The organism is Flavobacterium sp. LMO6, from assembly GCF_009495795.1.
Classification (GTDB): Bacteria; Bacteroidota; Bacteroidia; order Flavobacteriales; family Flavobacteriaceae; genus Flavobacterium.
Map to the genome: position 1 here is coordinate 1 of NZ_WIBH01000018.1, position 15,261 is coordinate 15,261.

Sequence of the window (15,261 nt, forward strand, 5' to 3'; positions counted from 1 at the left end):
CTTATTCTTGGGCTCCACCTGGTGGAACTGCTGCAACCGCTTCGGGACTATCAGCAGGTACTTATATTGTAACTGTTACCGATGCGAATTCTTGTACAGCTACACAAAGTTTTACAATTACAGAGCCTACTGCTTTGATCGCATCGATTGGTTCAACAACAGATGTTTCTTGTGTAGGCTCTTCAGATGGTTCAGCAACTGTTAGTGTAACAGGAGGAACAGCAGGATATACTTATTCATGGGCTCCTTCAGGTGGTTCAAATGCTACTGCAACAGGCTTAATGGACGGAATATATGTTGTTACTGTTACAGATGTAAACGGATGTACAACTACTCAATCGTTCACAATTGGAACAATAGTGGATGTTACTAATCCTACTATATCAGCACCAGCAGCAATTAACACTACAACTAATTCAGGTTGTACTGCTACAGGGGTTACTTTAGGAACACCAATAACTGCAGATAACTGTACAGTAGCAAGTGTGACTAACAATGCGCCATTAGCTTTTCCAATAGGAAACACAACAGTAACATGGACAGTAACAGATGGTTTAGGAAATACTGCAACAGCTACTCAAGTAGTAACAGTTCAAGATACTACTTTGCCAACAGTTATTACCCAGCCTTTAACGGTTACTTTAGATGCTTCTGGAGAAGCAAGTATAACTGCTTCTCAAATAGACAATGGTTCAACGGATAACTGTACAATTGCAAGTATTACAATAGATATCGAGAACTTTAATTGTGATAACTTAGGTGCTAACACAGTGACATTAACGGTAACAGATATTTATGGAAATATTGCGACACAAACTGCAATTGTAACGGTAATATCTACTGATGGAGATAATGATAATGATGGCATTAAAGATAATTGTGATGATGATGATGATAATGATGGAGTAATTGACATTGATGATAATTGTCCTTTAACTTATAATCCTGATCAAGCAGATAATGATAATGATGGTTTTGGAGATGTATGTGATGATGATGATGATAATGATGGAATTGATGATGTGGATGATAACTGTCAATTAACTTATAACCCATATCAAGAAGATAGAGATAATGACGGCTTAGGAGATGTTTGTGATACAATTGAAATAAATGTAGCAGAAGCAATTACTCCAAATGGTGATGGTATAAATGATACGTGGATGATTTACAATATTGAAAACCACCCAAACAATTATATACGTGTTTTCAACCGTTGGGGAGATTTAGTGTTTGAGGCTAGAAACTACCAAAATGATTGGGATGGACATTTTAAAAGTAAATCAGAATCGTTACCTGATGGAGCATCTTATTATTACCAAATTGACTTGGACGGTAATGGAACAATTGAACATGATGGATGGATCTATATCACAAGATAATAATCATATTACAATAAGTAAATAACTTTAAGAATGAAAAAAAATCAAAATATAATGTTAGTACTACTGCTTTTAATAAGCAGTAGTGTACTAGCACAACAAGAGAGTATGATTACTTTTTACAGAAATCATTTAAACTTAGTCAATCCAGCCTTTGTAGGAGTTGAAGGAAAAACAAGTATTCAATCTACTATTAGAAAACAATGGACTGGTGTAAAAGATGCACCAGAAACCCAAGCTGTTTCTTTTATGACACCTTTAGGGAATAAAAAATTCTCAATAGGACTATCTTTTGTTCATGATAAAGTATTTATTGAAACACAACAATTTGTTGCAGTAGACTTTGCTTATGATGTTAAATTAACAGAAAAGTTAAACTTATTCATGGGTTTAAAAGTTGGTGGCAATAATTATCAAGTTAATACAAGTGGGTTAGAAACCTATAACTTATTATTAGATCCAAGTTTACAACCTATCTCAAGGTTTAACCCTAATATTGGAATGGGATTCTATTTAAAACATGATAAGTATTATGTTTCTTTATCTACACCAAAAATGTTAGATACAGAACGAGCTAAAAATGAAGATGGTTATGCAGCTGCTTCAACAGATAGAGCACATTATTATTTATCAGGAGGATATGATATTGAAGTAAGTCCAACTATTGACTTATTGCCGTCTGTAATGATACGTTATGTAAATGGAGCACCTTTTTCAACTGATTTTACAGCTACAACTATATTTAATGAAAAATTTGATCTTGGGGTAACCTATAGAACTGATAATTCGTTAGCCGGAATGGTTAAATTTACAATAAGTAAAAGATTACAATTAGGTTTTGCATATGAATACATGATGCAAAGACAATTGTTAGCAAGAGCCAATAATACTAATGAATTTTATCTGAAATTTACTCTTTAAATTGATTAATATTATAAAATTTTTTCATTATTTGTAGAAAAAAATAAAACCCGTCTCAATTTAATTTGAGGCGGGTTTTGCAATTTTTTGAAAAAAAAATCATTACGTAATGTCAGTAAGCAATTATAATATATTTTTAAATTAATTTTTGGATTTAAATTGAAAAAATATCAGTTTAGTATTTTTTTTTAATAAAATGCATTTAAACTAATATGTGTTATTTTAAACAATAATTTATATCTTTTTTAATAATAAATTATTAAAAATAGACTAAAAATCCATATTTAATGGAGAAAACCATTGAAATCAGTTAAAATCAATTAGCATCAGTAAAAATCAGTAAATATCAATTTTCACTGATTTTTAAAAAAATAAATTTAAACTAATTTTTTAGTTTTATTTTCTTTTTCATATTGGTATAAATTGTATACAACAAAACCTATTGATAACGTTGCTAAACCTCCTAACAACAAGTAACTTATAATTTTGTTTTTCTCTTTTTCTTTTGGTGTTGGAATTTAGCCTAATTCATAGGCTAATTCATCTGGTAGTAACATGTTTTGTATTGAAGTTAGTTTTATTTCTTTCATTTTAATTTATTTAGTAAATTACTATTAATTTCTTCTCTTTATCTAATGAAAAAACAATGTCCTTTATCTGATAGGTTAGTTTGTTATATCCTTTTATATTGTAAATTTTAAAACTTGGCAGAAAATTTATATTAAATCCAAGTTTTTCATATTTATAAAACGACTCTTCTAAAATACCTGCATCTTTATGCATTTTTAATAGTTTATAGTTTTCAGAAAGTCCTTTAGCATGTGCTGTAAATTCTTTGTTTTCTTCTAAACGTCTTGTATAACCATAATGACTTCTACAATAGTCACTGCAATATTCTCTTTTCAAAGATTTATATTCAAGTATCTCTTGTTCACATTCTAGGTTTTTACAAATCTTCTTTGGCTTTTTCATTGGCATCTTCTTTAGTTTTTTTACAAATGTATTAATAATATTTTATATTACATTATTGTTATTTAAATTATTATTAATACATTTGTAAAACTTAAAAAAACAACTATGGAATTATATGAATTTTATCCAAAAATTTTTGAGAAGAAAATACCATTAAACTTACTGGATATTACTTCAAGAAATTACTCAAATTGGAAGAAAGAAAATCTTCTTTATAATACAAAAAAATTAAACAAAGAAGACGATGAAAAAAGAGAAAGAGTTTTACTTAATGTTTTTGATGCTTTGTGGCTATCTATTGTTAAAGAACTAAAAAAATTTAATGTTGATTTTAATACCATAAGACAAGTAAAAGATGTATTGTATTCCAACCTTGAATTTGATCAAGAAAAAATAGATACTTTAACAAAAAACGAGTTTGTTAATTCTATACTTCAAAAAACGCCAGAAGAATATCATCAAGTTATTAAACAGCTTCTTGTAGATGGTAGTTTATTTAAAATGATAGATTCTATTGTTGACGAAAAAAACGTAATCTTATTTAAAAACATTGGAAATATTTTATTTCAAATTTTAGTACAAAAAGTTGCTATTTCTATGATTATAACAAAAGAGGATGATTTTGTAGAGGTTATTTTCTTTAAAAACGAAATGGATTTTCCCAATACAAGTAACATTAAAACTAATGAACGGATTTCAGATATTATGATTAATACTACCTACATAAATATTCCTTTAGTTCCTTTAGTTGGTAAGTTGTTTGAAAACACTGATTTTGATAAGTACAATTTTCATTATAATTTGTTTAATAAAAACGAAAGAAAGATTATCGAAGCATTAAATGATAATAACTGTAAAGAAATAAAAGTTACGAAACACAATAGTGGCGATATTACTTTAAATATTTCTTTTGAAAAAGAAGTAAAAAAAGCAGAAGCTAAAGAAATAAGAAAAATTTTAGGATTAAAACAATATGAGAAAATGGAGGTTGTTTTTAGAAATGACAGTCATTTAATTTTAAACAATACAAAGAAAGAAGTTCTTAAAAAATAACAAGCCCTAAGTAGCCCTTAGCGCCAAACAACCTAAAAGCAAAAAACAAGTACATCTTGCTTCTTTTGGCTCATAGAGGTACAATGGAATTTGAAAAAGCAAAACAAATTTTAAACAATGAAAAAGTAAATAAATACACTGACAATGAAATTAATGAAATAATACAAACATTAAATGTATTTGCAGAAGTATGGATTAGCAATGTATTAAAGACCAAAAAAAATGAAAAATGTAATTCTTTATGTAAGAGTCTCAACGGATGAACAAGCAGGTAGAGGTTATTCGCTTCGTGACCAAGAACAAAAGTTATTGACCTATTGTCAAAACAACAATTTAAATGTTTTGCATATTTTTAGAGAAGATTTTTCAGCCAAAACATTCAAGCGACCAGAATTTAAAAAATTATTGGAGTATTGCAAAAAGAACAAAAAAGAGGTACACCAAATGATTTTTATCAAATGGGACCGTTTTTCTAGAAATACTGCTGAGTCGTATCAAATGATAAGTGTTTTTAATCAGTTAGCAATTCAAGTAAATGCAATAGAACAACCTTTAGACCTAACAGTTCCAGAACAAGGATTAATGTTGGCCGTTTATCTTTCAATTCCAGAAGTAGAAAACCAGCGTCGTTCTTTAAACGTTATCTCAGGAATGAGAAGAGCATTTAAAGAAGGTCGATATGTTGGTAATGCTCCTAAAGGATATTCTAATGGAATAGATGCAAATAAAAAACCATTATTAGTTCCTAATGAGGATGCTAAGTATATTCAAGAAGGTTTTGAATTAATGGCTACGGGTTTATACAATCAAAAAGAAGTTTTTAATAAATTAAAATCTAAAGGTTTTAAAAGTAGTATGACAGCCATAGCATCTATTTTTAGAAATCATTTGTATTATGGAGGTGTTTTTATTAAAGGTTATAAAGAGGAAGAAGAAATGGTCGTAGAAGGTATTCATGAACCATTAATCACTAAAGTTCTTTTTCAAAAGGTACAAGATGTTATTAACAACAGAACTAAAAAGTACCATACAGCCCATAAAAAGATAAATGAAAAATTTCCACTGAAAGGATTTTTAAATTGTCCTTCTTGCAATACACCATTAACTGCAAGTACTTCTAAAGGAAGATCGAAACATTATACTTATTACCACTGTATAAGTCCTTGTAACGAAAGATATCGCATTGAAGATGTAGATTTGTGGTTTAGTGATTTTTTAAAGTCCATTACATTAGAAAAGCCTGTTCAAAAGTTATTTATCGAAATGATTAAAGAAACACTTGCAAAGCAACATGGTAAATCAGAACTTGGACCAAAACATTATGAGCAAGTGAAAAATATTGAAGAAAAAATAATACGATTACAAGATTTATATATTGAAGGTAATATTGAAAAATCAGAGTACAAAATAGCTAAAGAAAGATATACTAAAATTCATGAAGAATTAAAATCTAAGGAAGTTGACTTAAAAGATAAAAAAATCGTATTTGAAAACTTCGAAAAAGCAATTTTAAAACTTGAAACAATTGAAAATCAATATCATGAATCCTATATTGAAGGAAAAAGAAAAATAATTGGTTCGATATTTCCAAAAAAATTCCAATTTGAAAATAATAAAGTTCGAACCGCTGATATAAACCCATTATTTTTGAAAATTGCGAGTATTAACAGTGCTTCGCAAGGTATAAAAAAAAGGACAAATTCAAAAAAATTGAGTTTGTCCCGGATGGTGGGCGATGAGGGGTTCGAACCCCCGACCCCCTCGGTGTAAACGAGGTGCTCTGAACCAGCTGAGCTAATCGCCCCAATAAGTTGCTTTACTAGTACCGTAATGCGAGTGCAAATATACAAGGAATATTTATAATTGCAAGACTTTTTAAATAAAATTACACGATTTCTGCAACCACAAATGTACTACCGCCAATGTAAATAAAATCCGAATCTTTAGCCAAACTTAAGGCAGCATCATAAGCTTCTGAAACAGAATTAAATACATTTCCAATCAAATCAAAAGCAGAAGCCTTTTCTTTTAAAATTTGAGCATTCAATCCGCGTGAAATATTTGGCGAACAAAAATAATACTTTGCATTTTTTGGAAATAATGGCAATATTGCATCTAAATCTTTATCATCTACTACTCCTAAAACCATGTGAAGCGTTTCAAATGAATGTTGCTGAATTTGATTTAATACTATTTTTAATCCATGATTATTATGTGCTGTATCGCAAACGATAAAAGGTTGCTGTTGTAAAATTTGCCATCTACCAAGCAGCCCAGAATTTTGAACTACATTTTTTAATCCTAATTGAATATGCGCTTCTTCAATATTAAAATGCGATTGCAATAATTGAATAGTTTGAAGAACCGTTTTTTTATTCTGCTCTTGATAATCACCTAATAAAGCGCAATCATAAAGTACTTTAGGATTATCCTGAGCAAAATAAATCCTTGCATTTCCTGAATTTGATTTATCTAAAAAAACAGGTTTAGTTTCTTCATTATATTCTCCAATAACAACTGGCACTTCAAATTTAACAATACCCGCTTTTTCTGCGGCAATTTTAGCTAAAGTGGTTCCTAAAAATTGCGTATGATCTAAACCAATGTTTGTAATAACAGACACTAAAGGGTTTATAATATTGGTAGCGTCTAACCTACCTCCCATTCCAACTTCAATTACAGCAACATCAACTTGCTCTTTTGCAAAATAATCAAAGGCTAAGCCAACAGTCATTTCAAAAAAACTCAATTGATTAGTCTCAAAAAAACGAATATGATTTGAAACAAATTCAACCACAAAATCTTCAGAAATCATTTCACCATTGATTCTTATTCGCTCGCGAAAATCTTTTAAATGTGGTGATGTATACAACCCAACTTTATAACCTGCTTCTTGAAGAATAGATGCCAACATAGAGGAAGTTGACCCTTTACCATTTGTACCTGCTACATGAATCGATTTAAATTTAGTTTCTGGATGATTTAAATAATCAACTAACAATAAAGTATTGGTCAAATCTTTTTTATAAGCCAAAGCGCCTTGCATTTGAAACATTGGCAATTGCTGAAACATCCAATCTGTAGTTTCTTTGTAAGTCATTTTTAATTATTTGAAACGAATGGTTTAGGATTTCTTGTTGTCCATTATCCCGCTATCCATTACAATCAATGCTAGCGCATTGGATTTTCATTTCTATCGGGGTTAAAGAGTTAACTTTAGGATTTCTTGATTATTCTCCTACTTGAAAATTAACTACCACAAAACCTATTTGTGTATCAGGCGCCTTATCATCAGGCTGCCATTTAAAGGTTTTAGCAGTGGCAATTGCAGGGTTAACCAAACATGGATTCGTATTGGTTGTTCCTTGAGCTCTTTCAGCACGGATAACATTTCCTTGCTTGTTTACCCAAATCTTAACAACAACCTTACCCGATTCATTACAATCTTGAATTTTTTTACTATTTCCAGATAATTTTCTACCAGCCAATCCCCAACCCGTTCCATTTCCTGCTCCATTTCCATCACCAGAACCATTACCATAAAAACTATTGGCATATAAACTTCCATTAGGATTCCCTTTATCACCACCTTGGTCGTCGTCACCATGACCTGATTGACTGGTTCCGTCTTGTTTTGTACCTTTAATAATACTATTTAAGGCACTATTATTAGGCTTCACCGGCTTAGTATCAGTTGGTTTGGTTACAGGTTTAGGTTCCGAAGGTTTTACTACTGGTTTTTTAACCTCTTTTTTAGGTAAAGTAACAGGAGCTTCTTCATCTTGAGTTAAAACATCATCTTCTTCCACAGGAGTTGGCTCAGCCTTTACTTGATCTGGAGACATTTGAACAGGCTCAGTTGGTTGTATTTCTCCACTACCTGTATCGGTAGTTCCAAAATTAACAGCAATTCCGTTTTCAGGCGGAGGATCCATATAGGTTAATCCAAAAATTGTAAACAACAGAAAAAGTATCACAAAAATAACTGAAGTTACTGTGAATGACTTTTTTTCTTCTGGTGTTTCTAAAAATTTCATTTAAACTATTTAGGATTAACTGCAATAACCATTTTAATTTGATTTCTATAGGCAATTTCCATAACCTTTACCACTTTTTCATGTGGTACTGATTTTTCAGCTCTTAAAACAATAGCTTTATTTTCTGAATTCGCCATTATAGCCATCAACTGATTTTCTAAATCAGCTTCATTGATTTTATCTTTATCAATAAAAAAATTCAAATCTTTATCAATACTAACCGATGTGCTTTTGTTACTATCTGTTTTTCCTTTTGCTTTTGGCAATACTAAGTCTAATGCATTAGTAGTTACCATTGTAGAAGTTAGCATGAAAAATATCAACAACAAGAAAACAATGTCGGTCATAGACGACATATTAAATTCTGTTGAAACTTTATTTCTTGTTTTGCCTAACTTCATTATACTGGTTCATTTAATAAATCTAAGAAATCAACTGCATTAGCTTCCATTTGATTTACCACTTTATTCGTTTTTACCACTAAGTGATTATATCCTACATAAGCAATAATACCTACAACTAAACCAACAACCGTAGTGGTCATTGCAGTGTAAATTCCTTCGGCTAAAGCACCAACTTCAATTTGTCCACCACCACTTGCCATTTTATGAAAAGCAAGAATCATACCAAGAACAGTTCCTAAGAAACCAACCATTGGACCCGCTCCAGAAATTGTAGCTAACATGCTGGTGTTTTTTTCTAACTTATATAGTTCTAAGTTTCCTGCATTTTCAATAGCTGTATTGATATCTTCTAAAGGTTTTCCAATACGTGAAATTCCTTTTTCAATTAGTCTCGCTACAGGAGAATTAGTTTGAGCACACAACATTTTTGCGCCATCTATTTTTCCTGCCATAATATTAATTTTAATATTATTCATAAAACTAGCATCAATTTTAGAAGCTTTATTTATTGCCATAAGTCGCTCAAAATATAAAAAAAGCGCTGCAAAAAGCAATGTAAATAAAACAATCATTATTACCTGTCCGCCAATACCCCCACTGGTTAACAGACTCCAAATAGATAATGTTTGTTCGGTTGGCTGTGCATCTGCAGCAACTTGACTAGCCACAGCTAAACTATCAGCTTGAAGAAATAAACTCATAAATTGTTATTTTATATTAAAAACGTATATAAATCTTAAATATTGCTTAGTGAGAATTTAAAAGAAAATCTCTTAATATTACAAAAACGGCACTACCGGCTAAAAATCCTATTAATGCTAGTCCGCCTATTTTTTTAAGATACCAAAAGAAATCAATTTTTTCCATACCCATTGCAACAACACCAGCTGCAGAACCAATAATTAAAATACTTCCACCGGTACCGGCAGCATATGCAATAAAATGCCATGCTGGCTCATCCATACCAATTTGAAACATTCCAATACTAGCTGCAACTAATGGCACATTATCAATAATTGCAGATCCAGCACCTAACAATAAAACAACCAAATCGGAAATTTTTGTTGATGCATGTTCTGTACCCAAATAAGGTATATTTGCTTCAAGAGAGCCTGCAAAATCATACAACATTCCTAATGATTCTAAAGCTGCAACAGCCATTAAAATTCCTAAAAAGAAAAGCAAACTTGGCATTTCTATTTTAGACAATGATTTATGTAAAGGACTATGATGACTTCCATCATGATCGCCCATAGCTTTACCTACCTTAAATCTTCTATTGCTTAAAAACTCCGCAACAGCAGCAACAACAGCTAATGACAGCATCATTCCTACATAAGGAGGTAAATGAGTTAACGTTTTAAAAAGAGGTACAAATAATATACCACCTAACCCAAGATAAAACATAAGGGCACTATTTGTGTTCACATTATCTTCAACAATAATTTCCTCAATATTTCCTTTAAAAATAGATAATCTTGAAGCAATTAAAGTTGGCAAAGCATAACAAACAATAGAAGGTAATAATACATGAATAATTAATTGATTTGCTGAAACCTTATTTGCTATCCACAACATTGTTGTAGTTACATCTCCAATAGGAGACCAAGCTCCTCCTGCATTTGCGGCAATTACTATTAAACCAGCAAACCAAAGTCTAGTTTCTTTATCACTAACTATTTTCTGTAAAATTGTAATTAAAACTATAGTAGCTGTTAAATTATCTATAATTGCAGATAAAACAAAGGCTAAAGTTGAAAACAACCATAGCAATCTAACTTTACTTTTTGTTCTAATAAATGATTTAATTGTTGAAAATCCATCGAAATAATCTATGATCTCTACAATGGTCATAGCTCCCATTAAAAAGAATAAAATTTCTGCAGTTTTACCTAAATGATGAAGCAAAACACCCTCAACATGATGACTTTCTTTACCTATACCAGGTATAATTTCAAAAACATCTAGGTGATTAACAGCAATTAATGCCCATAAAATAGCCATCATTGCTAATGCAGGAATTAATTTATCTATTTTAAGAGAATGTTCCATAGCTATACCTAAATAACCAAGAACAAATATTACAACCAATAAGATTTCCATCTAAAAATTTATTTTAATTAAACAAGTTGTTTTAAAGCAATTTCAAATGCAGTAGCACTAATATTCTTTTTATCCGAATTTAATGCGTGGGCTTTTTGAATTGCAGTTTTAATTGTGTTTGAAGTGTCTGAGAAAATAGCTTCGTCAGTCATTTGCACTTTTTTCTCCATAAAATAAGCAAAAACTCTTGCCATTCCACAATTAGCAATAAAGTCAGGAATTAAACTTACTTTTTTATCTGTTTCTTCCATAATTGGTCCAAAGAAAATAGCCGTATCAGCAAAAGGTACATTTGCACCACTAGAAATTACTTCTAAACCAGAAGAAATCATACTGTCTATTTGATCTTTAGTTACTAATCTAGAAGCAGCACAAGGAGCAAATACTTGAGCACCCATAGACCAAATTTTATCATTAATTTCCGCAAAAGGAATCATGTTATTGGCTATCAATTTGTTTCCATCTTTGTTTAAAAACAACTCTTTAATTTCTTCAAATGAAAATCCATTTTCATTAATTAAACCTCCGTCTCTATCTATAATTCCCACAACTTTAGCTCCCATTTGCGCTAAATAAAAAGCTGCTGCAGATCCTACATTTCCGAAACCTTGTACAATTGCTTTCTTTCCTACAACACTTCCTCCGTAAATATCATAATAATGACGAACAGCTTCAGCCACTCCATAACCAGTAATCATGTCAGCAACTGTATACTTTCTATTTACATCTGGAGAGAAATTTGGATTTTCAATAACCTTAATGACACCTTGACGTAATTGTCCTATTCTATTAATTTTATCTGCTTCTGTTGGTCTAAAATGACCATTAAAAACACCTTCTTGCGGATGCCAAACACCACAATCTTCTGTCATCGGAATAACTTCGTGAATTTCATCTACATTTAAATCACCACCAGTTCCGTAATAATTTTTTAATAATGGAGAAACAGCTTTATACCATCTTTCTAAAACTCCTTTTTTTCTTGGGTCATTTGGATCAAAATTGATTCCTGATTTAGCTCCACCAATAGCCGGACCTGAAACAGAAAATTTAACTTCCATAGTTTTAGCTAACGAAAGTACTTCATTCATATCTAATCCTTTACGCATACGAGTTCCTCCACCAGCAGCGCCTCCTCTTAATGAATTAATCACTGTCCATCCTTCTGCATCAGTTTCTGGATCTTTCCAATTAAATACTATTTCTGGCTCTTTGTTTTCAAATTTTTGTAATAAATCTTTCATTGTGTTGGTTAAATTTTTTTGGTTTTACAAATATACATATTCTGTTTTAGCTCGGAAGCTAAAACTACATTTTTTAGTTTTTTATAACATTTAAATAAAGACAACTCCTGAAGAGTGATTTTCTTTTGCACCTGTTACAGAAGACAAAACATTAATTTCATTTCGCAATCGCAATACACCTAGAAATCCAAAAATAAGCGCTTCTTTAAATTGAATCGTTTTATCATCTGGAATTACAATGTTAGTTGTGGGCAAATAGTTACTTAATCTATCTGTCAAAAACCGATTATAAGCCCCTCCTCCTGTTATAAATAAACTAGCTTCTGATTTACAACAAATTTTAGCAACTTGAACAGCAATGTGTTCCACAAAAGTTCGAAGTTTATCTTTTACATCGATTTGGAAAGAATGCATTAATGGAAAAATTTCAGCATTAACAAATTCCATTCCGAGTGATTTTGGATAGGGTAAAGCATAAAACTCTAATCCGTTTAATTGTTTCAATAAATCCTTATTCACATTTCCTGACTTTGCTATACTCCCGGCATCATCATATGCAAATCCCAATTCATTTGCGTAAAAATTCAAAACAGTATTTACAGGCGAAATATCAAAAGCAATACGTTTTCCATTTTCATTAAAAGACACATTCGAAAATCCGCCTAAATTTAAACAATAATCATATTCCGAAAAAAGCAACTCATCTCCAATTGGAACCAATGGCGCGCCTTGACCTCCTAATTGTACATCTTGCACTCTAAAATCGCAAACAATAGTATGATTAACCAAATCACGAATCATTGGAAGATTTCCAATTTGAAGTGTAAATCCGTTTTGAGGTTGATGAAGTATCGTATGACCATGACTGCAAACGGCATCAATTTTTGTTAGATTATTTTTAGAAATAAAATCATTAATAATAGAAGCTAAAAGTTTTGTGTAAGCAACATTCAATTCTTCTAATTCAGAGGGATTGAAATGAATCGCATTTTTTAATTTGATAAGCCATTCTTCCGAATAAGAAATCGTTTCGGATTGGAAAATTTCGAAAGTCCAACGATTTGAATTATTGAATTTTATGTAAGCTAAATCGACTCCATCTAACGATGTACCAGACATAACACCTATAACGTTGTAGTTTTCTTTAAACATGGGTTAAAATTACAAATTGTTATTGAAAATTTGGTAATAAATATTTACATTTGGTACTTGAATTTAAAAAATTATCAAACATTACACCTAAATAATATGGATTTTAAATTAACCGAAGAACAATTAATGATTCAGCAAGCTGCTAGAGATTTTGCTCAAACAGAATTATTACCTGGAGTTATTGAAAGAGACGAACATTCAAAATTTCCAACCGAACAAGTAAAAATGATGGCCGAACTTGGTTTCATGGGTATGATGGTAGATCCAAAATACGGCGGAGCTGGTTTAGATAGCTTATCTTATGTTTTGGCAATGGAAGAAATTGCTAAAATAGATGCTTCTGCTGCAGTAATTATGTCTGTAAACAACTCATTAGTTTGTGCTGGTTTAGAAAAATATGGTTCAGAAGAACAAAAAGTAAAATATTTAACTCCATTAGCTAAAGGAGATGTAATTGGAGCTTTCTGTTTATCAGAACCAGAAGCAGGTTCAGATGCCACTTCACAAAGAACTACTGCTATTGATATGGGCGACCATTATTTAGTAAATGGAACAAAAAACTGGATTACGAATGGCGGAACAGCATCTACTTATTTAGTAATTGCACAAACTGATGCTTCAAAAGGACACAAAGGAATTAACGTTCTAATTGTAGAAAAAGGGATGCCAGGTTTTGAAGTAGGTCCAAAAGAAAAGAAAATGGGAATCCGTGGTTCTGATACACATACCTTATTATTTAATGATGTAAAAGTTCCAAAAGAAAATAGAATTGGTGAAGACGGTTTCGGATTTGCTTTCGCGATGTCAACATTAAACGGAGGTAGAATTGGAATTGCATCACAAGCTTTAGGAATTGCACAAGGTGCATATGAATTAGCGCTAAAATACTCTCAAGATCGTGTAGCTTTTGGAAAACCAATTTTCAATCACCAAGCCATTGCTTTCAAATTAGCCGATATGCATGTTAAAATTACATGTGCTAGATTGTTAATACACAAAGCAGCAACTGAAAAAGATAATGGTCAAGATATTGCACATTCTGGTGCGATGGCAAAACTATACGCTTCAGAAATTGCATTAGAAGTAGCAAATGAAGCTGTACAAATTCACGGTGGAAATGGTTATGTAAGTGAATACCACGTAGAACGTATGATGCGTGATTCTAAAATTACACAGATTTACGAAGGTACTTCAGAAATACAAAGAATTGTAATTTCGAGAGGTTTAGTAAAATAATCACACCTAAATTAATATAGAAATCCGACTTCACAAGAGTCGGATTTTTTATGGCGTTCCCAAAAGTGTCGGGCTTTCCACACTCGCTTTACTTATAACCCTTAGATATTTTAAGTAAGAGCTCAAACAAATGCTGCTATCCCTAACGCAGACTTGGATTTCAGTTAAATATTTATTGGAAAATAATTTATAAATTGATTAAAATTCACAAAACACGCAAAAGGATTCGCTTGTGAATTGGGTAAAAAATTGATAATTAAATTGTTAGTAAAATATAGTAGACAGTTACAAGTGCTTATAAAATTTATATTTATAGACTAAGTTATAAATCTACTAGTTCTAGTAATAAAACGACCCAAAATTAATTATTTTTAAAATGGAGAAAAATTTAGAAAATTTCATTATCTGTATTTCTATTAGTATAATATCATTATCAATTGGTATATATTATGTTAGAAAATATAAAGAAGAAAATTACAAACCCGAATATGGTGTTAAAAGAGATAGTAATTTAGATTATTACAAAGATGGATTCAAAATATTATCATACTATAGGTCTTATGCCTTAATATTTATTGGTGCTTTATTTTTTCTTTTTGCACTAACTGCACTCTTTAGAAAATAAGTTTGATATAATTATCATTATAACCACTCAAAAATCCTACATTAAAATAGGATTAGTTAACTAGTGCGCAAAAAGATAAACGGCATTGCTATATGATTCAGAAATGCCGTTTTTTTTAATAGTAAAAACAAT

At 30.9% G+C, this 15,261-nt stretch carries 14 protein-coding genes and 1 tRNA gene; 6 read left to right on the forward strand and 9 right to left on the reverse strand.

Annotated elements, in window-relative coordinates; translation table 11 throughout:
- Both GFJ99_RS12860 and GFJ99_RS12865 read left to right on the forward strand, forming a co-directional pair.
- Window positions 1-1,382: gliding motility-associated C-terminal domain-containing protein (locus GFJ99_RS12860; protein WP_153209403.1), on the forward strand; the 1,382-nt coding region annotated here is incomplete at its 5' end.
- A 33-nt stretch (window positions 1,383-1,415) separates the two neighbouring features.
- Complete coding sequence (locus GFJ99_RS12865; RefSeq protein WP_153209405.1) at window positions 1,416-2,303, forward strand: type IX secretion system membrane protein PorP/SprF; 888 nt, start codon at window positions 1,416-1,418, stop codon at window positions 2,301-2,303.
- A gap of 600 nt (window positions 2,304-2,903) precedes the next feature.
- Here the strand turns inward: GFJ99_RS12865 and GFJ99_RS12870 are convergent.
- On the reverse strand, window positions 2,904-3,275 hold the full coding sequence (locus GFJ99_RS12870; RefSeq protein ID WP_153209407.1) for a hypothetical protein: 372 nt from the start codon (window positions 3,273-3,275) through the stop codon (window positions 2,904-2,906).
- 105 nt (window positions 3,276-3,380) lie between these two features.
- Between GFJ99_RS12870 and GFJ99_RS12875 the strand changes: the two genes are divergently transcribed.
- Together GFJ99_RS12875 and GFJ99_RS13920 are read left to right on the forward strand one after the other, a co-directional pair.
- The gene (locus tag GFJ99_RS12875; protein WP_153209409.1) at window positions 3,381-4,328 is read left to right on the forward strand and encodes a hypothetical protein; all 948 of its coding nucleotides are present in this window, start codon (window positions 3,381-3,383) and stop codon (window positions 4,326-4,328) included.
- Between the two features lie 222 nt (window positions 4,329-4,550).
- The gene (locus GFJ99_RS13920) at window positions 4,551-6,098 is read left to right on the forward strand and encodes a recombinase family protein (protein WP_370454332.1); all 1,548 of its coding nucleotides are present in this window, start codon (window positions 4,551-4,553) and stop codon (window positions 6,096-6,098) included.
- Here the strand turns inward: GFJ99_RS13920 and GFJ99_RS12885 are convergent.
- The 8 genes from GFJ99_RS12885 to GFJ99_RS12920 all read right to left on the reverse strand — a co-directional run bounded on the left by GFJ99_RS12885 (window position 6,055) and on the right by GFJ99_RS12920 (window position 13,268).
- A tRNA-Val gene (locus GFJ99_RS12885) sits at window positions 6,055-6,132 on the reverse strand. The genes GFJ99_RS13920 and GFJ99_RS12885 overlap by 44 nt on opposite strands.
- 81 nt (window positions 6,133-6,213) lie before the next feature.
- Complete coding sequence (locus tag GFJ99_RS12890) at window positions 6,214-7,428, reverse strand: folylpolyglutamate synthase/dihydrofolate synthase family protein (protein ID WP_153209411.1); 1,215 nt, start codon at window positions 7,426-7,428, stop codon at window positions 6,214-6,216.
- Between the two features lie 130 nt (window positions 7,429-7,558).
- Window positions 7,559-8,365 (reverse strand): energy transducer TonB, encoded by an 807-nt coding sequence (locus GFJ99_RS12895; RefSeq protein ID WP_153209412.1) that lies wholly within the window; start codon window positions 8,363-8,365, stop codon window positions 7,559-7,561.
- A 5-nt stretch (window positions 8,366-8,370) separates the two neighbouring features.
- A complete protein-coding gene (locus GFJ99_RS12900; RefSeq protein ID WP_008254607.1) occupies window positions 8,371-8,766 on the reverse strand; it encodes a biopolymer transporter ExbD in 396 nt (131 codons plus the stop codon).
- Entirely contained in the window at window positions 8,766-9,470 is a 705-nt protein-coding gene (locus GFJ99_RS12905; RefSeq protein WP_008254609.1) for a MotA/TolQ/ExbB proton channel family protein, read from the reverse strand. The genes GFJ99_RS12900 and GFJ99_RS12905 overlap by 1 nt, the downstream gene beginning before the upstream one ends.
- Before the next feature lie 46 nt (window positions 9,471-9,516).
- Complete coding sequence (gene nhaD / locus GFJ99_RS12910) at window positions 9,517-10,872, reverse strand: sodium:proton antiporter NhaD (RefSeq protein ID WP_153209414.1); 1,356 nt, start codon at window positions 10,870-10,872, stop codon at window positions 9,517-9,519.
- A gap of 17 nt (window positions 10,873-10,889) precedes the next feature.
- Window positions 10,890-12,116, reverse strand: coding sequence for a Glu/Leu/Phe/Val dehydrogenase dimerization domain-containing protein (locus tag GFJ99_RS12915; RefSeq protein WP_153209416.1), 1,227 nt, complete (start codon window positions 12,114-12,116; stop codon window positions 10,890-10,892).
- A gap of 90 nt (window positions 12,117-12,206) precedes the next feature.
- Window positions 12,207-13,268 carry an anhydro-N-acetylmuramic acid kinase gene (locus GFJ99_RS12920; RefSeq protein WP_153209417.1) on the reverse strand — a complete coding sequence of 354 codons (1,062 nt, stop codon included), beginning with the start codon at window positions 13,266-13,268 and terminating at the stop codon, window positions 12,207-12,209.
- A gap of 96 nt (window positions 13,269-13,364) precedes the next feature.
- Here GFJ99_RS12920 and GFJ99_RS12925 point away from each other — a divergent pair, with 96 nt between their 5' ends.
- Together GFJ99_RS12925 and GFJ99_RS12930 are read left to right on the forward strand one after the other, a co-directional pair.
- Window positions 13,365-14,504, forward strand: coding sequence for an acyl-CoA dehydrogenase (locus GFJ99_RS12925; protein WP_153209419.1), 1,140 nt, complete (start codon window positions 13,365-13,367; stop codon window positions 14,502-14,504).
- 376 nt (window positions 14,505-14,880) lie between these two features.
- Window positions 14,881-15,129, forward strand: coding sequence for a hypothetical protein (locus tag GFJ99_RS12930; RefSeq protein ID WP_153209422.1), 249 nt, complete (start codon window positions 14,881-14,883; stop codon window positions 15,127-15,129).
- The last annotated feature ends 132 nt before the right edge of the window (window positions 15,130-15,261 follow it).